Source organism: Arthrobacter sp. UYCu723 (assembly GCF_054059215.1).
Window position 1 is genome coordinate 842,168 of record NZ_JBSSBW010000001.1, and the last position, 20,473, is coordinate 862,640.

16 protein-coding genes are annotated in these 20,473 nt (G+C 65.8%); 7 read left to right on the top strand and 9 right to left on the bottom strand.

The window, feature by feature from the left end; genetic code table 11:
• Positions 1-26: 26 nt before the first annotated feature.
• Together xylB and ACVWZ8_RS03755 are read right to left on the bottom strand one after the other, a co-directional pair.
• Complete coding sequence (gene xylB / locus ACVWZ8_RS03750) at positions 27-1,427, bottom strand: xylulokinase (protein WP_456503841.1); 1,401 nt, start codon at positions 1,425-1,427, stop codon at positions 27-29.
• On the bottom strand, positions 1,424-2,374 hold the full coding sequence (locus tag ACVWZ8_RS03755) for a sugar-binding transcriptional regulator (RefSeq protein WP_456503842.1): 951 nt from the start codon (positions 2,372-2,374) through the stop codon (positions 1,424-1,426). The genes xylB and ACVWZ8_RS03755 overlap by 4 nt, the downstream gene beginning before the upstream one ends.
• A gap of 186 nt (positions 2,375-2,560) precedes the next feature.
• Here ACVWZ8_RS03755 and ACVWZ8_RS03760 point away from each other — a divergent pair, with 186 nt between their 5' ends.
• The 4 genes from ACVWZ8_RS03760 (at position 2,561) to ACVWZ8_RS03775 (ending at position 7,276) form a co-directional block, all read left to right on the top strand.
• Positions 2,561-3,595 carry an NAD(P)-dependent alcohol dehydrogenase gene (locus tag ACVWZ8_RS03760; RefSeq protein ID WP_456503843.1) on the top strand — a complete coding sequence of 345 codons (1,035 nt, stop codon included), beginning with the start codon at positions 2,561-2,563 and terminating at the stop codon, positions 3,593-3,595.
• A 3-nt stretch (positions 3,596-3,598) separates the two neighbouring features.
• Positions 3,599-5,161, top strand: a complete 1,563-nt coding sequence (locus ACVWZ8_RS03765) for a sugar ABC transporter ATP-binding protein (RefSeq protein WP_456503844.1) — start codon at positions 3,599-3,601, stop codon at positions 5,159-5,161.
• Between the two features lie 82 nt (positions 5,162-5,243).
• Positions 5,244-6,179 carry an ABC transporter permease gene (locus ACVWZ8_RS03770; RefSeq protein ID WP_456503845.1) on the top strand — a complete coding sequence of 312 codons (936 nt, stop codon included), beginning with the start codon at positions 5,244-5,246 and terminating at the stop codon, positions 6,177-6,179.
• Between the two features lie 53 nt (positions 6,180-6,232).
• Positions 6,233-7,276 (top strand): substrate-binding domain-containing protein, encoded by a 1,044-nt coding sequence (locus ACVWZ8_RS03775; protein WP_456505899.1) that lies wholly within the window; start codon positions 6,233-6,235, stop codon positions 7,274-7,276.
• 205 nt (positions 7,277-7,481) lie between these two features.
• Here the strand turns inward: ACVWZ8_RS03775 and ACVWZ8_RS03780 are convergent, their stop codons facing one another.
• Complete coding sequence (locus ACVWZ8_RS03780) at positions 7,482-9,395, bottom strand: ABC transporter ATP-binding protein (RefSeq protein WP_426976199.1); 1,914 nt, start codon at positions 9,393-9,395, stop codon at positions 7,482-7,484.
• Positions 9,392-11,092 carry an ABC-F family ATP-binding cassette domain-containing protein gene (locus ACVWZ8_RS03785; protein WP_456503846.1) on the bottom strand — a complete coding sequence of 567 codons (1,701 nt, stop codon included), beginning with the start codon at positions 11,090-11,092 and terminating at the stop codon, positions 9,392-9,394. Before ACVWZ8_RS03785 ends, ACVWZ8_RS03780 begins: the two co-directional genes overlap by 4 nt.
• A gap of 260 nt (positions 11,093-11,352) precedes the next feature.
• Here ACVWZ8_RS03785 and ACVWZ8_RS03790 point away from each other — a divergent pair, with 260 nt between their 5' ends.
• Genes ACVWZ8_RS03790 through ACVWZ8_RS03800 form a run of 3 tightly spaced genes read left to right on the top strand, consistent with a single transcriptional unit; the run spans position 11,353 to position 13,616 of the window.
• A complete protein-coding gene (locus tag ACVWZ8_RS03790; protein WP_456503847.1) occupies positions 11,353-12,099 on the top strand; it encodes a hypothetical protein in 747 nt (248 codons plus the stop codon).
• The gene (locus ACVWZ8_RS03795) at positions 12,096-12,827 is read left to right on the top strand and encodes a hypothetical protein (protein WP_456503848.1); all 732 of its coding nucleotides are present in this window, start codon (positions 12,096-12,098) and stop codon (positions 12,825-12,827) included. The genes ACVWZ8_RS03790 and ACVWZ8_RS03795 overlap by 4 nt, the downstream gene beginning before the upstream one ends.
• 45 nt (positions 12,828-12,872) lie before the next feature.
• Entirely contained in the window at positions 12,873-13,616 is a 744-nt protein-coding gene (locus ACVWZ8_RS03800) for a hypothetical protein (protein WP_456503849.1), read from the top strand.
• A 202-nt stretch (positions 13,617-13,818) separates the two neighbouring features.
• Here ACVWZ8_RS03800 and ACVWZ8_RS03805 read toward each other — a convergent pair whose 3' ends face one another.
• The 5 genes from ACVWZ8_RS03805 to mobA form a co-directional block, all read right to left on the bottom strand.
• Positions 13,819-16,851: an alpha-mannosidase gene (locus ACVWZ8_RS03805; protein ID WP_456503850.1), complete on the bottom strand. Its 3,033-nt coding sequence runs from the start codon at positions 16,849-16,851 to the stop codon at positions 13,819-13,821.
• A 132-nt stretch (positions 16,852-16,983) separates the two neighbouring features.
• Complete coding sequence (gene fdhD / locus ACVWZ8_RS03810) at positions 16,984-17,853, bottom strand: formate dehydrogenase accessory sulfurtransferase FdhD (protein WP_426976193.1); 870 nt, start codon at positions 17,851-17,853, stop codon at positions 16,984-16,986.
• Positions 17,854-18,011: 158 nt separating this feature from the next.
• Entirely contained in the window at positions 18,012-19,469 is a 1,458-nt protein-coding gene (locus ACVWZ8_RS03815; protein ID WP_426976192.1) for a molybdopterin-binding protein, read from the bottom strand.
• Positions 19,466-19,753 carry a DUF6457 domain-containing protein gene (locus ACVWZ8_RS03820; RefSeq protein ID WP_426976191.1) on the bottom strand — a complete coding sequence of 96 codons (288 nt, stop codon included), beginning with the start codon at positions 19,751-19,753 and terminating at the stop codon, positions 19,466-19,468. Before ACVWZ8_RS03820 ends, ACVWZ8_RS03815 begins: the two co-directional genes overlap by 4 nt.
• Complete coding sequence (mobA, locus tag ACVWZ8_RS03825) at positions 19,737-20,459, bottom strand: molybdenum cofactor guanylyltransferase (protein WP_456503851.1); 723 nt, start codon at positions 20,457-20,459, stop codon at positions 19,737-19,739. Before mobA ends, ACVWZ8_RS03820 begins: the two co-directional genes overlap by 17 nt.
• Between the last annotated feature and the right edge of the window lie 14 nt (positions 20,460-20,473).

Here is a 20,473-nt window from a genome sequence, read left to right on the forward strand (position 1 = left end):
TTCGCCGACGTGATTGTTTTTCCTGTTCAGAGTCCGTAGAGCCGCTGACGTGCGTCGCTGAACCTCCCACGCACCGCAGTTGCCCATTCTGTTGAGTCCGAGGGGCTGACGGTGCGTTCGGTCAGGCGCTGCCAGGTGGGCGGTGCGTCCGTTTTTGCCAGGGCCCAGGCCGCTTGGCGTGCTGCCCCGAGCGCTACGTATTCGCCGGGTTTCGGGATGACTATTTCTGCATTGAAGATGTCCGCCGCCGCTGCCTGAAGCGAGGCTGAACGGGATCCGCCACCGATCAGCACCACCCGCTTCGCCTCGATCTCCTGGGCACGGAGGCTATCGAGGGCATCGGCCAGGAGACAGAGGAGTCCTAGCACCGACGCCCTGGCCATATTTTCGGGGTTCATTGCTGCGCGGGTAAGACCCACGAGGCTGCCGGTGGCTGAAGGAAGGTTCGGGGTTCGTTCACCGTCGAGGTAGGGCACCAGCGTCAGGCCGGCCGCATCCACCGGGCCCGACGACGCCATGGCGTCGAACCTGGCCAGGTCCACGCCCAGCATCGCAGCTGTGGATGCGAGTACCCGGGCGCCGTTGATGGTGGCCAGAAGGGGAAGCTGCTTGCCTTCGGCGTCAGCAAAGCCGGCAATGGTGCCGGTATGATCGCTGATCCGTCGTTCCGTGGATGTGAAGACGGTCCCGCTGGTTCCAATCGATACCGCCACTTCACCCGGTTTCAGGGACAAACCCAGTGCTGCTCCCGCGTTGTCTCCGCACCCTGCAGCCACCAGTGTTCCTGTCGCTGTTGTACCGGCAGTAGCAGAGGGGCCGATCACGGTGGGCAGGTCGGGGGATCTGCCGAACGCCCACTCCACGAGGTCGTGCCGATAGACGTCGTCGCGAACGGAGTAATAGCCCGTTCCCGACGCGTCACTGCGGTCAGTGGTCGGGTAGTTCCTGCGCCCCAGGATCTGCCAGGTTAGCCAGTCGTGCGGAAGCAGGACTTTGCGGACGCGGTCGGCCAGCTCGGGATGGTTGTCGGCGAGCCACGCAAGCTTGGTGATGGTGAAGGAGGACACCGGGACGATGCCGATCTCCTCCGCCCATACCTGTGCCCCGAGCTCCCGGCGCAGCCGGTCGGCCTGGGGTGCGCTGCGGACATCGTTCCACAGCAGCGCGTCATGCACGGGCCTGTCCTGTGCATCCAGGGCAACCATGCCGTGCTGCTGGGCGCTCACTGAGAGTGCTTCAACGTCCTGCAGCTCCGTTCCGCCGGCTGCCTCGAAAGCCTCCCACCACCGGTCCGGATGAACCGCGGTGCCGTCCGGATGCGGCGCGGATGTGGTGCTGAGAACCTCTCCGGTCTCCGCATCCACCCGCACGATCTTGCAGCTCTGGGTCGACGAATCTATACCGGCAATGACGGTGCGAGAGGTCATGCTGTGTCTCCGATCAGTTTCTGCGCCAACACGGCGTCTGTTACAAGAGAGTCGATGAGACCCGAGGCGAGTGCGGCACGGACCGCTTCTGTCTTGAGCTCGCCCCCCGCGACGGCGATCACTTCAGGAATCTTGTGCAACTGGGAGGCGCTGATGGCCACGGTCCTTTCGTCGACGTCGGCGATGAAGGATCCGCGGTCGTCAACGAGAGTTGCACAGATTTCCGCCCTGACGCCTTTGGCCAGCAGACGGTCTCTCAGTTCCGGAGTGATGGCCGCATTGTCGTACATCTGTGAATCCGGAGGGGACCAGCTGCCGACGGCGACAACGGCAACCGTGACGCGGTCGAACTGTTCGAACGTTCGGCGCATATCCGGCTGGCGCAGAATGGCGTCAGCTGTGGAAGGATCCGATACGACCAGGGGAGCGTAGATCGTCCAGGCGCGCCCTCCGGCGATACGGCTGACCATGCGGATCACCTCGACCCCCGTCTCCTGAATCGGACCGGCGATGCCGGCAAGCTGGACCACTTCACAGCGGGGAAGGCTCTGCAGGGACCGTGCCATCGCGCTCAGTGTCCGGCCTGCGGTGAGGCCGAGGACGTCGGTTTCCTTGAGGATTTCGCCTAGGAGCTGCCCGGTAACCGTTCCGAGGTTTTCCTGGATGGTCTCGGGCGCCTGACTGGGCATGATCACCGCAAGCGCGTGTTTGAGGCGGAATTTCTTCTGCAGCTTCAGCGACAGGTCCAGGTCCAGGAGGCCTGGGGTGGCCAGCTCGAACCTGACGATTCCATGGGCGATCGCCTCATCGAGCATCCTGCCGACCTTGAAGCGGCTCAAACCCATATCCTCCGCGATCTCGATCCGGGTCTTCCCCTCCAGAAAGTGCTGGCGCGCCACAAACGCGAGACGTACGAGTTCGTCCGGCCCCATATTTCCTTCCTCCACGCTGCTTTACTTCTTCGGCTTCTTGGAACATCGTACGGCACTCAAATGTAAATTGCTCATATGAGCATACCTGTTGCACATGTGAGGTGATTGGGGTCATACTAATCGCAGAAGTTCGCAGCGGACATGAACGGCCCCGAATCGAGGGGAACCCCGCATGGCGACGATGCCTGAGAGGAACTCAACATGAGCACGACCACATCAATCCCGGTGACAATGCGCGCCAGCGTCCTGCTGGAGAAGCAGAAAGTCGTCGTAGAGGTACGCCCTGTCCCTGTTTTGGAGGAGGACGAAGTACTTGTCCGCATTTCATCTGTCGGTGTTTGCGGATCTGACGTGCACTACTTCAAGGAAGGACGCATCGGCAGCTTCGTGGTGGAAAGCCCGCTCATCCTCGGACACGAATCGGCCGGCACGATTGTTGCCGTCGGACGGAAAGTCGACGCGTCCCGTGTCGGGGAGCGGATCTCGATCGAACCGCAGCATCCCAGTGCGACCTCGCGCGAGACGCTGTCGGGACGCTACAACCTGGATCCCCACATGGAGTTTTACGCGACCCCGCCGGTCGACGGGGCCTTCGCTGAATATGCCAAAATCCAGTCCCATTTCGCCCACGCGGTACCCGACTCTGTCAGTGACGACGCTGCAGCGCTCATGGAACCTCTCTCCGTGGGAATCGCCGCCGCGCGTAAAGCCGGCATCACCGCCGGATCAAGCGTCCTCGTCGCCGGCGCCGGGCCCATCGGTGTGATCACTGCCCAGGTCGCGAAAGCTTTCGGCGCAACGGACATCGTTGTTTCCGATCTGGACCCCACACGCCGGGAACAGGCATTGCGGTTCGGTGCAACCCGCGTCATCGATCCCCGTGAGTCCGACGTCTCCGGCCTGGGCGTGGACGCCTTCATCGACGCATCCGGCGCTACCCCGGCTGTCCTTTCGGGCATGCGAGCGGTACGCCCCGGAGGCACCGTCGTTCTGGTGGGCATGGGCGCGGATGAAATCCCCATGCCCGTTTCCCTAATACAGAACAATGAACTCATTGTCACGGGCATCTTCCGTTATGCCAACACGTGGCCGACCGCCATCTCCCTTGTGAGTTCAGGCAGGGTCGACCTCGACAGTCTGGTCACCGGCCGCTACGGACTCGATGCCGTGGAAGAAGCCATGATCGCTTCGACCGCTTCAACAAGCATGAAAACCATGATCAACCCGGGACTCTGAGCGATGACTCCATCCGAAAGGCTCACTAGCACGGAGCTGGCCACCCTGGAATGCACCGACATCACCAAGGGCTTTGGTGGAGTTCCCGTCCTGAAGGGTATTTCCCTGTCATTGGAGGCCGGGACCGTGACGGCCCTGGCCGGCGAAAACGGGGCAGGGAAGTCCACCCTGATGAAGATCGCATCGGGCCAGTACAAGCCCGATGCAGGCGAGGTGCGCGTCCGGGGCGAGCACCTCCCTGCCGGCAACACACAGGTCGCACACCATCTGGGCGTCGCCATCGTCCCGCAGGAACTGGCTTCAATTCCGGAAATGACCGTCTATGAGAACCTCTTCATCGGCCGCGAACTCCTCACCCGGTTCGGCATGCTTGACCGCAGAGCGATGATCGCCAAGTCAAAAGAGTACCTGAACGAATTCGGGGTCCATATCGACCCGACGGCTCAGATGGATTCCCTGCCTCTTGGCATCCGTCAGATCATCGAAATCGTCAAAGCGACAAGCCGCGGAGCACGCGTTCTGCTTCTCGATGAGCCCACCAGTGCCATCGCCGAAAAAGAAGTCGAACATCTCGTCGGTGTCGTCCGTGCACTGCGTGACCAGGGAGTCGCGATGCTCTACACAACGCACAAAATGGAGGAAATCCGCGCCATGGCGGACCGGGTGATCGTCCTGCGGGACGGAAACCTCGTCGCTGACAAGCCCCTTCGGGACATCACCGATGATGAAATCGTCCACGCAATGATCGGACGGGAGCTGGAAGACCTATTTCCCGAGCTTCGGGCACCTAGCGATGAGGTCATGCTCGAGGTCGAAGACCTGGCCGTTGGTGACAGCGATCCGATCAGCCTCACCGTGCGCCGCGGAGAAATCCTGGGCCTCGCCGGTCTCGTCGGCGCCGGGCGCACCGAACTGATCGAAGCAATCTTCGGGACCAGGACCAGCCGCGAGGGTGTCATCCGCGTAGCCGGGCGGCCAGTCCGCCGGGGCAACCCCCTATCGGCCATAGAAGCGCATATCGCTCTGGTTCCCGAAGACCGCAAAGGTGCCGGGGCAGTACTCTCCATGAGCGTGCTCGACAACGCCACCCTTCCTCGCATTGGAGCATTTTCCACAGCAGGCTGGGTCCGGGGCAGACGACGCTCCGACGCCATCGGAGCCGTTATGACCTCAATGCGCCTGCGCAGCCGGGGCCTTGGCCAGACCATGGAGACACTCTCAGGAGGCAATCAGCAGAAGGTCGTTCTGGGCCGCTGGCTGACCGGCCCGGTCGACGTCCTGCTGCTCGACGAACCAACCCGCGGCGTTGACGTCGGGGCGCGAAGCGAAATCTACAAAATCATCACTGACCTCGCCGCAAAAGGAATGGCAGTCGTCATGGCCTCGAGCGACATGCCCGAAATCCTCAGCCTGTCCCACCGGGCCATCGTCATGCGCGAGGGCGCCGTCGCAGGGATGCTCGACCAGTCCGACCTCCAACACCCGGCGGTCCAGGACCGCATCTTCCGCCTTGCTTCCGGACAGGAAACCATATACACGAAGGACACCACTGATGGTTCTAAGTAACCAGCCCACGGCGGCCCAAACCCCCGAAGACGCACCAGTCCGCGCGACGACAAGAGCAGGTACAAGATTCAGCTGGCCCTGGATGCAGTCACTTCTGATCCGCCACGCCATGGTCTTCGTCATGCTCATGGTCATCGCCTTCTTCCTCTACCGCAGCGCACGCTTCGGCACCCCTGAGAACCTCGTAACGATTCTCATCGCGGCCGCGCCCTTTGCTCTCATCGCGCTGGGACAGACCCTGGTCATCCTCACCGGCGGGATCGACCTGTCCGTCGGAAGCGTCATCGCCGTCAGTGCGATGTCAGGCGCCCTCACGGCGAAAACCTTCCCCGATCAGATCTGGCTCGCCATTCCGGTGGCCGCAGGCGTGGGACTGCTCGCGGGATCGATCAACGGTCTCGTCGTCAGCAAGATCAATGTCCCACCGTTCATCGCGACCCTGGGCATGCTGACGCTGGCTTCAGGCGCAGCCTATGTAGTCGGCAGCGGCGCCCCCATTAACGGACTCCCGGCCGCCTTCGGGGCTATCGCCAACACCGACGTTCTGGGCCTTAAGGTCCCCGTTGTCCTCATGCTGGTTTGCATCGTCGCCTTCGCCGTGATCATGAGACGAACCACCTACGGCATGCGCGTCTACGCAGTCGGTGGGAACCGGCTCGCTGCGGAGATCGCCGGAGTCAAATCGACCCGCATACTCTTCAGCGTCTACGCCATCAGTGGTCTGCTCGCCGGCATCTCAGGCGTCATGCTTGCTTCCCGCGTCATTTCCGGAGCGCCCAACCTGGGCCAGGGCTATGAACTGGACGCCATAGCCGCCGTCGTCATCGGTGGAGCCAGCCTCCTGGGCGGCCGGGGCACGGTATGGGGCACAGCCCTCGGACTGCTGCTGATCCAGACGCTGAACAACGGCCTGGATCTGCTAACCGTTCCCTCGTACTGGCAGAACATCATCAAGGGAATTCTCATCGTCACAGCCGTCGCCGTCGACGTATGGGCCAACAAACGGCGCGTTCGCTAGAGCCGACCGAACAACAACACCAATAAGGAATATCGATGAAGAACACTTCCAGAATGCGTCTGCTCTCCAGCACCGCCATTATCGGCATCACTGTCCTCGCCATGACCGCCTGCGGAGCCGGCGATCCGAACGCAGCCAGCAACAAGGGCAACACAAAGACAGTCGGCGTGAGCGTCTACGACATGTCCTCATTCGTCACGGCAGGCAAAGAAGGCATCGACGCCTACGCCAAAGCCAACGACATCAACGTCGTCTGGAACTCGGCAAACCTCGACGTCAACACCCAGGCGAACCAGATCGACCAATTCATCAACCAGGGCGTCGACGCCATTCTGGTCAACCCTGTCCAGGCCGGATCCCTCGTCCCCCAGGTAGCCAAGGCGAAGGAAGCAAAAATCCCCTTCGGAGATGTCAACGCCTCCCTCAAGAACGACCAGCTTGACGGCAGCGTCCAGCCGGACGATGTTGCAGCAGGCGCCCAGGAAGCACAGATGATGGTGGATCACCTCGGAGGGAAAGGCAACATCGTCATCCTCCAGGGTCCGCTCGGCGGATCTGGCGAAATTGACCGTGGTGCAGGCATCGATAAGGTCCTCGCAGCCAACCCCGGGATCAAGGTGCTGGCCAAGGATACTGCCAATTGGAAGCGGGATCAGGCCGTCAACAAGGTCAAGAACTGGATCTCAGCATTCGGCAAGATCGACGGCGTCATTGCCCAGAACGACGACATGGGCCTCGGCGCACAGCAGGCATTCAAGGAAGCAGGCATGACCGGTGTGCCAATCGTTGGTATCGACGGAATCGAAGACGGACTGAATGCAGTCAAGAACGGTGACTTCATCGGTACTTCGCTGCAGAACGGCACCGTTGAAATGGCCACGGGGCTCGCTGTCGCTGCCAAGCTTGCCCGTGGGGAGAAGGTCAACGCAACGCCGAAATACATCATGCCGCCCATAACCAAGGACAACGTTGACGCCGCCATCAAGCACGTCGTCACCGACCGTGCGGAGTTCCTCAAAGCACTCCCTCAGCTGGTGGAAGACAACCTGAAGTCCGGAAACATCGCCTACGAAGGTCTTCCGGGACAGACAAAGTAAATACGCCCGCCCGCCGGGAGCAGCCAGCTCCCGGCGGGCGCCAGGGTGAGCTGTGGCCAGCGGCCCCGCCTTCCATATGAGGACAACCAAATGACAGACGCCGAGAGCGGATTCCGCCTTTGGACACCAGAACCGCCAACTCGTCCTGCGAACTAACCGCCATCGTCGGCTAACAGTCACACAGCGTTCCGGCCCCGCAGCACGCCTAGTGCTCCGGCACGGCCTCTCCGGCAACAGCCGTCGCCTCGGCAAACTGGGTCCGGTACAGCTCCGCATAGCGGCCCTCGGCGGCAAGCAGTTCGGGGTGGGTTCCCCGCTCCACAATGGAGCCGTCCTCCACCACCAGGATGACGTCGGCCGCGCGGATGGTGGAGAGCCGGTGGGCGATCACGACGGCGGTGCGTCCCTCCAACGCGGCGCCGAGCGCTTCCTGCACCGCGGCTTCGTTGGTGGAGTCCAGGGCGGCCGTGGCCTCGTCCAGGATCACCACCCGCGGCTGCGCGATCAGCAGGCGCGCAATGGTCAGGCGCTGCCGTTCGCCGCCGGAGAGCCGGTAGCCGCGCTCCCCCACCACGGTGTCCAGGCCATCGGGCAGGGACCGGATCATGTATTCGAGGCGGGCGCGGCGCAGCACATCCCACATCTGCGCCTCGGTGGCCTCCGGGCGCGCCAGGCGCAGGTTGGAGGCGATGCTTTCGTGGAACAGGTGCCCGTCCTGCGTCACCATGCCGAGCGTTTCCCGCATCGAATCGAACGTGAGATCGCGGACGTCCACGCCCGAGCCGGGTTCCGTGCCGCCGAAACGCACGGCGCCGGAATCGACGTCGTACAGCCGCGAGAGCAGCTGCGCGATGGTGGACTTGCCGGCCCCCGAGGAGCCCACGAGGGCCACGGTCTGGCCGGGCTCCACCCGGAAGCTGATGCCGTGCAGGACCTCTTCGCCGCCGCGGGTGTCCAGCGTGGACACGTCCTCCAGCGAGGCCAGCGAGACCTTGTCAGCGGAAGGGTAGGCGAAGCGGACGTCGTCGAACTCGACCGAGAGCGGGCCGGGCGGCGAGGACACCGCGTCCGGCTTCTGCTGGATGAGCGGCTTGAGGTCCAGGATCTCAAACACCCGCTCGAAGCTGACCAGGGCGCTCATGATCTCCACCCGGGCGTTGGAGAGCGCCGTGAGCGGCGCGTAGAGGCGGGTGAGCAGCAGTGCCAGCACGACGACGTCGCCGGCCGCCAGCTGCCCGGCGAGCGCCAGCCAGCCGCCCAGGCCATACACGAGCGCGAGGGCCAGTGCGGAGACGAGCGTCAGCGCGGTGACAAAGGTGAACTGCAGCATGGCGGTTCGCACGCCGATGTCCCGGACACGGCCGGCCCGGAGGGCGAACTCGCGGGACTCCTCATCGGGGCGGCCAAAGAGCTTCACCAGGGTTGCACCGGGGGCGGAGAACCGCTCCGTCATCTGGGTCCCCATGGCTGCGTTGTTGTCCGCGGCTTCGCGGCGCAGGTCGGCCAGCTTGGAACCCATCCGGCGGGCCGGGATCAGGAAGATCGGCAGCAGGATCATGGCCAGCACGGTCACCAGCCAGGACTTGCCCAGCATCACCACGAGGGTCAGCGCGAGGGCCACGACGTTGCTGACGACGCCGGACAGGGTGCCGGCGAAGGCCGACTGCGCGCCGATCACGTCGTTGTTCAGCCGGCTGACCAGCGCCCCGGTGCGGGTGCGGGTGAAGAAGGCGATCGGCATCTTCTGCACGTGGTCGAACACCCTGGTGCGCAGGTCCACGATCACGCCCTCACCGATGATCGAGGACAACCAGCGCGTGATCAGGCCGATCCCGGCTTCCGCGACGGCAACGATGGCGATCAGCACGGCAAGACGGACCACGACGTCGGTGCCCGCTCCGGCGATGATCGCATCCACCACCTGGCCGGCGAGGACCGGGGTGGCGACGGCCAGCACAGCCATCACGATCGACAGCAGCACGAAGGCGATCAGCTTTCCCCGGTGCGGGCGGGCAAAGCTGAACACCCGCTTGAGGGTTTCCTTGGAGAACGGCTTGGAGCCGCTCGAGGCGCGTGTGATGTTGTAGAGGGAGCTCCAGGCCACCCGGTCCATACTCATGTGTTGTTGCCTTTCGGGGCGGTATCTCGTCGGCCGTGTGCTGCCGGGGAGGTATGGCCCAGCAGCTCGGTGACGACGCCGTTGTCCACGTTCCAGCGCGCGTCAAGGCGCACGTTTTCCAGCAGCCGGCGGTCGTGGCTGACCAGGAGCAGCGCGCCGTCGTAGCTTTCGAGGGCTTCCTCGAGCTGTTCGATGGCGGCCAGGTCCAGATGGTTGGTGGGTTCGTCGAGGACCAGCAGGTTCACACCGCGCGCCTGCAGCAGCGCGAGGGCGGCCCGGGTGCGTTCCCCCGGCGAGAGCGAGTCGACCGGGCGGGTGGTGTGGTCGGCCTTGAGCCCGAATTTTGCCAGCAGGGTGCGGACTTCGGCCGGGGTGTGGCCCGTCAGCACGGCTTCGACAGCGTCTCCGAGCAACAGCCCGCCGGCGAGCAGCCCGCGGGCCTGGTCGATCTCGCCGACGGCAACGGAGGCGCCCATGGAGGCCTCCCCGGAATCAGGCCGCTGAACGCCCAGCAGGAGGCGTAGCAGCGTGGACTTGCCGGCACCGTTGGGCCCCGTGATGCCGATCCGTTCACCGGCGTTCAGCTGCAGGTTCACCGGTCCCAGGGTGAAGTCCCCCTGCTGGACGACGGCGTCACGGAGCGTCGACACGACGGCGCTGGACCGCGGGGCCTGGCCGATGCTGAATTGCAGCTGCCATTCCTTGCGGGGTTCTTCCACCTCGTCGAGCCGTGCGATGCGGGATTCCATCTGCCTGACCTTCTGGCCCTGCTTCTCGGAGGATTCGGTGCCGGCGGCTCGCCGGATCTTGTCATTGTCCGGGTTCTTCTTCATGGCGTTCCGGACGCCCTGGGAGCTCCACTCGCGTTGGGTCCGGGCCCGTGAGACGAGGTCCGCCTTGGTGTTGGCGTACTCCTCGAAGCGTTCCCGGGCGTGCCGGCGGGCGACGGCGCGCTCTTCCAGGAAAGCCTCATAGCCGCCGTCGTAGACGGCCACGGAGTTCTGCGCCAGATCCAGCTCAACGATGGTGGTCACGCACCGTGCAAGGAACTCGCGGTCGTGGGACACCAGCACCACTCCGCCGCGCAGGCCCTGCACGAAGGCCTCGAGCTTGGCCAGGCCGTTGAGGTCCAGGTCATTGGTGGGTTCGTCCAGCAGCACGATGTCGAAGCGGCTCAGCAGCAGGGCCGCCAGGGCCACCCGGGCAGCCTGGCCGCCGGAGAGGCCGGTCATCCCGGCGTCGGGCCGCACGTCGAGGCCAAGGTCCGCCAGGACGGCCGGGATGCGATCCTCCAGGTCGGCGGCGCCGGACGCCATCCAGCGGTCGAAGGCCAGGGAGTAGGCGTCGTCGGAACCGGGGGCGCCGGAACCCAGGGCCTCGGCGGTGGACTCCATCTCGAGCGTGGCCTGGGCGCAGCCGGTGCGGCGCGCGATGTACCCGCCGACCGTTTCGCCGGCCAGGCGTTCGTGTTCCTGCGGCAGCCAGCCCACAAAGGCGTCCGCCGGGGCCAGGCTGACAGTGCCCTCCTGCGGCTCGTCGACGCCGGCAAGCAGCCGGAGCAGGGTCGATTTGCCCGCGCCGTTGGCGCCCACGACGCCCACGACGTCGCCCGGCGCGACAGTAAGGGAGAGTTTGGCGAAGAGGGTGCGGTGGTCGTGACCACCGGAAAGGTCCTTGGCAACAAGGGTTGCAGTCATTAGTCCATCCTCTCACCGCGGCCCAAAACGGGCGCCCGAACCCGCAGTAGCAACGGCAACCCAACACAGCTCCGGGCGGTGCGGATATCCGCCGGGCATGAAAGAACCCGCCGGTCCGGACTTGGGGGGTGTACGGACCAGCGGGTTCGACCATTTAGCATAGTTGGATCAGCTCCTCCCGTAAAATCCGCACCCGAAGTTCCACAGCGCAGCCGCACGCCCATTGCCGCCCGTCCGCCCGAGCCTGCAGGAAGCCGTAGATGCCACTACCAGCCAAGGCGTTTCAACACTGGCTTCATGGTGTCGCCCCGACGGCAAGCACGGCCGATATCTGCAGGATCTCCGGCATCAAGCGCACCACCCTGGCCCAGCAGCTGGTGCGCGGGAAAGTGGCGGAAAACACCCTCGTGAGCATCAGCCGCGCGTTGCGGCTGAGCCCCTTGACGGCCTTGGCGTCCTTCGACCACTACGCCGAACTTGCCGGCAACCCGCAGCCGCCGACCCCCGCCGAACTCGTCAGCCAGATTGCCACGATGGACCTGCTGCGCGCAGTCATAGACCGCTCTTCCCCCGCGGACGGCGGCGCCGGGGCCGGGCTGAGGGCGGGCCGGCCCGCCCTCAGCCCGGCCCCGCACGCGACGTCGGTCCGGAACTGGGTGGACGCGATCGACGACGGCGAGCTGCGGCACCGGGTGTCGGCCGCCACCGGCGTCGCGCCCCAAAACTACTCCGCACAGTTGACCGCCAACAGGTTGTCTCCGGAGCTCGCGGTCGCCACTGCGCGCGCGGCAGGCGTAGGATTCACGGGCGGACTCGTGGCCACCGGCTTGATCACCGAGGAAGAGGCCGGCTGGCCGCCGGACGCGAAGCAGTCGGCCCTGGATGCGCTCCCGGACGGTGAGCTCACCGCCCTGGCCGGCGAACGGCTGCAAACGCTCGGAAAGACCCTCCGTCGCCAGGAGCAGGAACAGGCACAAACAGAAAAGATTTGGGAGAACCTCGGATGATCGCGATCCTGCAATGGACCACCCTGGCGGTCTGCGGCACCGTAGCGCTCGCCCGCATCCCCAGCGCGCTCCGGGGTGAGAACCGTTCGCTTTTCTTCATCTACGCGTTTATGACGGTGGCTATCCTGCTGAGTATGGATGCCCCGTATCTCGCCGTGGATCAGGTTCTGGGCGGTACGAACCTGGCAAATCTGATGCTCCGCTTCATCATTTTCGGCGCTATCTTTGCTCTCGGGCTCAGGGTCGCCCGGGGGTTCGGCGCCGACGATGCCCTGCGGCTCATCACCGGCCCCGTCGGGATCGTGGTGCTAGGAGCAGCCTCCGTGGTGGTGGTGGCGGTTTTCCTGATGATGGATACGGCCGGCTCGTCCGCCGGACTGGTCGATGTTTTCGCCAAGGATGCGCGCCATGCCGCCCTCGTGGAGTACTACGGCGCCGCCGGCCGCCTGTACCCCGCGTATGTGACACTGGCCCTGCTGCCGGCCATGGTGCGTACCGCGGCCAGCAGACTTCCCGTCCTCGTACGGCTGAGCGCGGCTTTGCTCGCCGTGGGATCGGTTGCCATCACCTTGAGCCTGCTGTCCCCGGCGATTCCCACTTCGCTGGGGTTCTTGCGTTTCGTTTTCAGCTACACCGCTATTCTTTGCCTGGTTCTGGGCCTTGCCCTGATCTGGCTGGGGAAGACAGTGGCGAAGCGGCCGCCGAAGACGCAAACTGGCTTCAACTGACGGTTACCGTGAGCTGGGCGGGCGAGCGAATTGGAAGAGTCGGGGATGATGGCAGTCCTTGAATGGGGCACGCTGGTGGTGTGCTGCACCGTGCTTCTCCTCCGCGTTCCTGATGCCGTGAAGGGACGGAACAGAACCGTATTCGGAATCCTGCTCCTGGCGACGCTGTGCAGCGTACTCGCCGTCTCCGGTCCCTACGAGGCGATCGACGGCGTGCTCGGGGGCTGGAACCTCACCCATCTCATCCTGCGGTACCTCGTTTTCGCCACCGTCCTGCTGGCCGGCCTGCGGATTACGCGGGGGCTCGCCGCGACCAGGGGCTACCGGCTGATTGCCGGGAGAACGGGACGCTGGGCCCTGGGCATCAGCTGCGTGGCCGTAGCGGCGCTCTTCCTCCTCATGGACACGCGAGGGTCCTCTGCTGGCCTGGAGGCCCTCTCGGGCAGCGGCGGGCGGAACGCGGTCCTTGCTCCCTTCTATGCCGCCGCCGGCCGCAGCTACCCGGCTTTCGTCTCACTAGTCCTCATGGCACCCCTGCTGTCTGCAGTCAGGAGCCAGCTGCCGCGACTCGTGCGGGCAGCCGCGCTCGTGACGCTGCTCGGGGCCCTCGCCGTGGTGGTGAGCATTCCAGCGTCCTTCGCCCCTCCGGACTGGGCCCTCGGGCAGCATGTGATCAATTACTCAGCGGTCTTGGGCTACGTACTGGGCCTCGCCCTGTTCTGGTTCTCCGGGCTGATCGCCAGCAAATCTGGTAACGCTAATGCAACATTAGGAAAGAACAGCGATTAGACATTCACAAAATCATTAGACCGTGAGAGAATCATGAATGTGTGAAAGCGGCATTCGCTTCGTGTACGGGAATCAGCCGTGCGAAGCCGAGGCAGTCGTCCAAGCACCATTGGGGGGATGAGTGGTAGCGGTCCATCGGACCGCTACCACTCAGCCTGTTTAGCGCGACTTTCCGCCCCTAAAAACCCAGCTACCCCGGGCGTCAGCGCACAAACCTCAAGGTCACCAGCTGGAAGGGCCGGAGCACCAGTTCCGCCGAATCGCGCCCCGGCGTCACTCCAGGCGCCGCCACCGGACGTTCCAGCAGATCCACAGTGTGGACGCTGGCGACGTCGAAGTTGGCCGTCACCATCCCGGTGGATCGTTCCCCCAGGGACTCGTACAGCCGCACAATCACGTCGCCCGAACCGTCCTCGGCGAGCTTCACGGCCTCGATGACGAGGCCCTGGTTGAACACGGTGAACAGGGGTTCCACCCCGTGGGCACCCTTGACGATCCGGGGTGCGAGGTTGGTGCGGTAGCCCTCCTCGACCGCGTCGGCAATGCTGGCGCCCGGCCGGATCGTCACGTTGAGTTCGTGCTGGCCGCGGTCTGCGCCCGGGTCGGGGAACCTCGGTGCCCGCAGCAGCGAGAGACGCACTGTGGTGGTGGTCCCGCCGTCGTCCCGGATAGTCCGGGTGACGTCGTGGCCGTAGCTGGAGGCGTTGGAGACCGCGACGCCGTAGCCGGGCTCGGCGACGTGGATCCAGCGGTGCGCACAGATCTCGAACTTGGCTGCTTCCCAGGAGGTATTGACGTGGGTGGGGCGGAAGACGTGCCCGAACTGGGTCTCCGAGGCGGAGCGGTCCGCCCGGACGTCGAGGGCAAACCCGAGCTTGAGCAGCTTCTCGCTCTCCTGCCAGTCCACGGCCGTGGCAATAGATAGCGAGTCGGAGCCCGCCTCGAGCGAGATCCGCTGGGTCACAGCTGAGGAGCGGGCGAGCCGTTCCACCACGACGACGGCGTCCGGGCTTTCCCCTCGGGGGTCGCGCTCCAGCGTCACCGAGCGCGCCTCGGTCAGGGCCACGACGTTTCGGCGATAGAACGCATCGATGTCCCAGGCGTCCCATTCGTTGGGGGTGTCCCGGTGCAATTCCAGGAGGTTTCCAAACTGACCGGGCGCAATGGCCTCGCGCCCGCTGGCGTAGTCCATCAGGGATGCCAGCAGACCGTCGGCATTGACGACCGCCCGGATGATCCCGTTGTCCAGGATGTAGCCGCCCTTGGCCTCGGTGACAGATACGGGCTGCTCGGCGCGGACCGGCTCGGCGACGGCCAGGGCGGGAACACCCTGGCGCTCATGGGGTGCCGCGTTGAGCAGGAAGTCCCGATCGCCCGTGCCGAGCAGCACCCGGGCGGCGTCCGTGATGATCGCTTCGAGTGCCTTTCCGACGGCGGCATAGTTCCGTTCAGCGTCCTGATGGACCCAGGCAATCGAGCTGCCCGGAAGGATGTCGTGGAACTGTTGCAGCAGGACCAGGCGCCACAGGCGTTTCAGTTCCGCCGCCGGGTAGCTGTAGCCGGCGCGCACCGCCGCGGTGGCGCACCAGAGCTCCGCTTCCCGCAGCAGGTGCTCGCTGCGACGGTTGCCCAGTTTGGTGTTGGCCTGGCTCGTGTAGGTCCCGCGATGGAGTTCCAGATACATTTCCCCCACCCAGACCGGAAGAGGCTCGTACTCGGCCTGCGCCCGGGTGAAGAAGCTGGCCGCCGAGCCGATCAGCACCTTGGGGGATCCCTCCAGGTCCGCCGTGCGGCGCGCCGCCGCCAGCATTTCGCGTGTGGGTCCGCCGCCGCCGTCGCCATAGCCGAACGGGACCAGGGACACGGTGCCGCGGCCATGGTCGCGGTAGTTCCGCTCCGCGTGGGCGAGCTCGCGTCCGCTCAGCTCGGAGCTGTAGCTGTCCACCGGCGGGAAGTGGGTGAACAGCCTGGTGCCGTCGATTCCCTCCCAGCTGAAGGTGTGGTGGGGCATCCGGTTGACCTGGTTCCAGGAGATCTTCTGGGTCAGGAACCACTTGCTGCCGGCGGCCTTGACGATCTGCGGCATGGCCGCGGAGTAGCCGAAGGTGTCCGGCAGCCACGCTTCCCGGCACTCCACGCCGAACTCGTCCAGGAAGAAGCTCTTGCCTTCCAGGAACTGGCGGGCCATGGCCTCGCCGCCGGGCATGTTCGTGTCCGACTCGACCCACATGCCGCCTACCGGCACGAACTGGCCGGACTTGACCTTTTCCCGGATGCGCCCGAACAGCTCCGGATAGTATTCCTTGATCCAGTCAAGCTGCTGGGCCGACGAGCAGCAAAATACAAACTCTGGATTCTCATCCATGAGCGCGACCACATTGGAGAACGTCCGGGCGCACTTGCGGATAGTTTCCCGGATGGGCCACAGCCAGGCGGAGTCGATGTGTGCGTGGCCGGTGGCCAGCAACTGGTGGGCGGAGGCGTAGGCCGGACGGGCCAGGACCCCGGCGAGGGCGGCCCGGCCGGCAACTGCGGTTCCCGGGACATCGTCGGGATCCATCACATCCAGCATGCGTTCGAGTGCCCGCAGGATTTCGTGGCGGCGGGGAAGTTCCAGGGGCAACTCGTGCATCAGCCCGCTAAGCGTCCAGATGTCCTGTTGCAGCTCCCAGACAGCCTGGTTGAGCTCGGCGATGACGATTCGCCCCAGCCGGTATCCCGGCTCATTGCCCGAGGTCGCCTTGTCGCCGTAGGGGGTGGGGGCGAAGGTCCATCCCTGCGAAAGGTCGGGGTTCGCCGCGGCCTCGACATAGAAATCGACGGACATTCCGCTGCCGAGCAGCTTGAGCGGGATGTACTGGTTCCGCGGGGAAATGGCCTTGATGATGGTGCCGTCGGGCCGCCAGGCGATGCCTTCGCACTGGAAGCCCGGAAGGCCGCCGCTGAAACCCAGATCCACCACGATTTCCACGGCCGTGTCCGCCCGGGTGCCCCAGGAGGTCGGCACGTCGCCCTGTAGCCGCAGCCAGGTGGTGCTCCAGGGCCGGCCCCAGGGCGCCCCATGTTCCTGCGGGGCGAAGTCCTGCCGGAGGGCCTCCATGACCGGCACCGGCTCGCCGGGAACCTCCCAGCTGCTCAGCGCCAGCGGGATACTGCGCGAGTAGATCGCGGGGATGATGCGTTCGCGCAGAAAGCGGTCCAGCCGGACTTCCGTGAGACGGCGGTCGTCGTGCAATGTGATCCTCTTAGCGCTGGTGTGGCTGAAGCCCGATCGTATCCAATCGATAGATAAAACTTACGTTGCGCGGCGGCAATCAGCCAAGGGCGCCGCTCAGGGCGCGGGCGCCGCTCAGGCCAAGGGCGCCGCTCAGGCCGAGGGCGCGGGGGTGGAGACCCGTCCGTGGCCCGCGTACACGTTGATGGTGGTGCCGCGGCTGAACCCGGCGAGGGTCATTCCGCTGGCTTCCGCGAGCTCGACAGCCAGGCTCGATGGTGCGCTGACGGCCGTGAGCACGGGGATGCCGGCCAGCGAGGCCTTCTGGACCAGCTCGAACGAAGCCCGTCCGGAGACCTGCAGCACGGTACCGCTCAAGGGCAGCAGGCCCTCCCGGAGCGCCCAGCCGACAACCTTGTCCACCGCGTTGTGGCGTCCCACATCCTCCCGGAGGCACAGCAGCTCGGCGGAGCCGTCGTCGGCAATCCGGAACAGCCCCGCCGCATGCACGCCACCGGTGACATCGAAGACGGCCTGGGCTTCCCGCAGCAGATCGGGCAGGGACGCCAGGACGCCCACCGGAACGGTGAGCGGGTCCGCGGCGGGGCTGAAATGCGAGGACTTGTGGACGGCCTCGATGGAATCCGTACCGCAGATTCCGCAGGAACTGGAGGTGTAGAAATTCCGTCCGGTGTCGGGACGCACGACGTCGGGCCTCAGTTGCGCCTCCACGACGTTGAAGGTCTGGACCCCGTTTTCATCTTCTCCGGCGCAGAACCGCAGGGACACCAGTTGTTCAGGGCTCCAGATGACGCCCTCGGAGACGAGGAAGCCCGCCACAAGGTCGAAGTCGTTTCCGGGCGTCCGCATGGTGACGGAGTAGGAGAGCTCCCCGATCCGGATCTCCAGCGGTTCCTCCACGGCGAGAATGTCCTCGCGGTGCCGGACCGGGAACTCGAGAGCCTGCGGCGAGCCGTCCAGGACAAATTTGTGTACTTTGCGGCGCTGCGTCACGCGACCCATCAAAAACTCCTTAGAAACATGCATCCATCATCGCAAGCACCGGGCCGGGCGGCCAGCGCGGGCCTCAAGGGTCCGCCCGAAGCACGGGCCACACAACATAAGGGGCCGCAGGCGCGGACCCCCGAACACGCCTCCCTCAGGGCGGGACCTCGCCGGTCTCAGCCAAGCAGGGCGCTCCAGTCAACCGGACCGTCCGTGCCGGCGGGCTTCCGGGCGGGACGCTTGGGTGAGGACTTGGCTTTCGCCCCGGCGGCTTCCGGTTCCGGGATGGGGGCGCCCCAGGGGAGGGCGAAGGCGGAGACCAGCTCCCCCAACTGGACGCCGTGTGGCGGCACCACCAGCACGCCATCGGCGGCAGCCAGCCCGCGCATCATTCCTGGTCCCGCGTGTTGTGCCGGCGACGCCATGCCGTACAGCAACCGGAAAGGCATCAGCCGCGTCCGGCCAGGATCGGGTTCGATCGTCGAGCCGCACGGCACCTCGACGACGGGTGGCATCGTTCCGTGCCCCAGGGCCGCCAGGAGCGGTGCGGCCAGGGTGGAAAGTGCCATCATGGCCGCGAGCGGGTTCCCCGGCAGGCCAATGATGAAGCGGCCGTCGGGCAGTTCGGCCAGCACGGCGGGATGGCCGGGCCGCATCGCGACGCCGTCGATCAGCAGCCGGCCGCCGAGCTCGGCGACGGAACGCCGGAGATGGTCGGTGCCTGAGCGGCCGGTACCCCCGGTGGTGATGACGACGTCGGCGGGCTGGATCTCAAACCCGGCGTCCCCTGCGGGCCCGGAGTCCGGAACGGCAGGGTCATTGTCTTCCAGGGCGGCCAGCCATTCGGCGTAGCTGTCCCCGATCTTCACCTGGCCGCTGCAGATCCCGCCGAGCAGCTCCACCACACCTGCCAATTGCGGGCCGAAGGTGTCGCGGACCTCCCCCGGTTGAGGGATACCCGACGAGACGACCTCGGAGCCGGTGAGCACGAGCCTGACCACCGGCTTGCCCAGAACAGGAACGGTGTCGTGCCCGGCCAGGGCGGCCAGGGCCAGGTGGGCCGGGTTAATTACGGTGCCGGCCTTGATCAACAGCTCTCCGGCGGCGGCTTCCTCCGCGGCCTTGCGGACGTGTTCACCGTTTCTCGGCTCGCCGGGCCTGGCAGCGCCGCTGGTGGTCAGGGCCGGCAGCCCGTCCTCGTCCGGGGAAATGATGCCGCTCTCGCTGCGGAGCACCGCTTTGGCTCCAGCCGGGATCAGGCCGCCGGTAACGATCGGGCTCGCCTGGTGCGGGGCCAGCCGCTGGCCGGGTTCCGCCAGAATCCACGGCCCGCTGCCGTTGACAGCCCAGCCGTCCATGGCGGAAGAGGCGTAGTGCGGAATATCCTGCAGCGCTTTGATGTCCTCCGCGAGGATACGCCGCAAGGCATTCCTGAGAGTCACCCGCGCGGCAGGTATGGGTGTGGCGCAGTCAAACGCGAGTTGCCTGGCCTCCTGCCAGGTGTGTGCCGCGTGCCGGTGCGGTTCCGGCGAGGCGCTCCCGGCGCGCTCTTCACCGCCCGCTGGGGCCTGGATACCGCCGGGCGCGGAGTCGTCCCCGGCAGCAGCACTGCCATGAGGAGGCGCAGGCGTCATGCCCCGGAGGCTTCGGTGGCCGCGTGGTCGGTGGCGAGCTTCCGGGCCACGCCGATGGCCGCCTGCATCGAGACTGCGTCCGTCGCCTGGCCGGAACCGGAGGCCAGCCCGGCGGCAAAGCCCGCGATGAAAGTAGTCAGCGGGGCGGCAGGACGCACCACCGAATGTGCGGCCACCCCGGCGAGGGCAAGGACTTCGTTGACGTCAATCTCAACATCCTCCAGCTCGAGGGCCTGGAGCAGGGCACGGCACCAATCTTCCAGAGTTTCATCCTGGCTCTTCACCGTTTGCCTCCAAAGTCGGGTTCAGTCGCGGAGCTCCGGACTCGTCCGGTCCATGGTCCGGACTCCGGCCGGATACCCCAAGTGCGGCGGCATCGTCCCAGGTGTCCACGTCATCCGTGGAACCGGAGGGCACGAGAATTCCCCGCACATCAAGACTAGCAAGAAGGGAGAACACCGAGGCGTCCGCCAGCCCGCCCCGCTGTGCGGCTTCCGCGACGGAGTGTTGTAGCGCGGCCGTGCCATAAAAGCCGGCGAGCGGTTGCTGGCGCCCGTCCGCGGAGACTGCCATGACGGCGTCGGCCTCCGGCCCGGCATCCAGGGCCTCGCGCAGCGCCGTGACAGCGGCATCCACCCGGGGCATGTCGCAGGCCAGCACGAGGGTCAGCGGAGGCGCACGGACGGTCCGGCCATCCCCCGAATGGTGGGCCGCCAGGGCGGCGAGTCCGGCGGCGATGGCGGCGGCCGGCCCAGCAAAAGGCGGCTCTTCCCGGCAGTTCAGCACCCCCGCAGGAAGCGATCCCGGGTCCGGTCCGACGACGACGATCACCCCGGCCCCCTGCGCGGCCTGCAGCGCGCGTTCGAGGAGGGTCCGGCCGCCGAGCACCAGGGCGGACTTGGGCGAGCCGCCCAACCGTGAGGACCGCCCTCCGGCGAGTATGACAGCATCGAATTCCACAGGGTCGAATTCCACAGCATCGAATTCCATTGGCCCAGCCTAGC

Coding starts and splice junctions, on each gene's coding strand:
- xylB (WP_456503841.1), bottom strand. CDS start 1,427: ATGACCTCTCGCACCGTCATTGCCGGTATAGATTCGTCGACCCAGAGC.
- ACVWZ8_RS03760 (WP_456503843.1), top strand. CDS start 2,561: ATGAGCACGACCACATCAATCCCGGTGACAATGCGCGCCAGCGTCCTG.
- ACVWZ8_RS03765 (WP_456503844.1), top strand. CDS start 3,599: ATGACTCCATCCGAAAGGCTCACTAGCACGGAGCTGGCCACCCTGGAA.
- ACVWZ8_RS03770 (WP_456503845.1), top strand. CDS start 5,244: ATGCAGTCACTTCTGATCCGCCACGCCATGGTCTTCGTCATGCTCATG.
- ACVWZ8_RS03775 (WP_456505899.1), top strand. CDS start 6,233: ATGCGTCTGCTCTCCAGCACCGCCATTATCGGCATCACTGTCCTCGCC.
- ACVWZ8_RS03780 (WP_426976199.1), bottom strand. CDS start 9,395: ATGAGTATGGACCGGGTGGCCTGGAGCTCCCTCTACAACATCACACGC.
- ACVWZ8_RS03785 (WP_456503846.1), bottom strand. CDS start 11,092: ATGACTGCAACCCTTGTTGCCAAGGACCTTTCCGGTGGTCACGACCAC.
- ACVWZ8_RS03790 (WP_456503847.1), top strand. CDS start 11,353: ATGCCACTACCAGCCAAGGCGTTTCAACACTGGCTTCATGGTGTCGCC.
- ACVWZ8_RS03795 (WP_456503848.1), top strand. CDS start 12,096: ATGATCGCGATCCTGCAATGGACCACCCTGGCGGTCTGCGGCACCGTA.
- ACVWZ8_RS03800 (WP_456503849.1), top strand. CDS start 12,873: ATGATGGCAGTCCTTGAATGGGGCACGCTGGTGGTGTGCTGCACCGTG.
- fdhD (WP_426976193.1), bottom strand. CDS start 17,853: ATGGGTCGCGTGACGCAGCGCCGCAAAGTACACAAATTTGTCCTGGAC.
- ACVWZ8_RS03815 (WP_426976192.1), bottom strand. CDS start 19,469: ATGACGCCTGCGCCTCCTCATGGCAGTGCTGCTGCCGGGGACGACTCC.
- mobA (WP_456503851.1), bottom strand. CDS start 20,459: ATGGAATTCGATGCTGTGGAATTCGACCCTGTGGAATTCGATGCTGTC.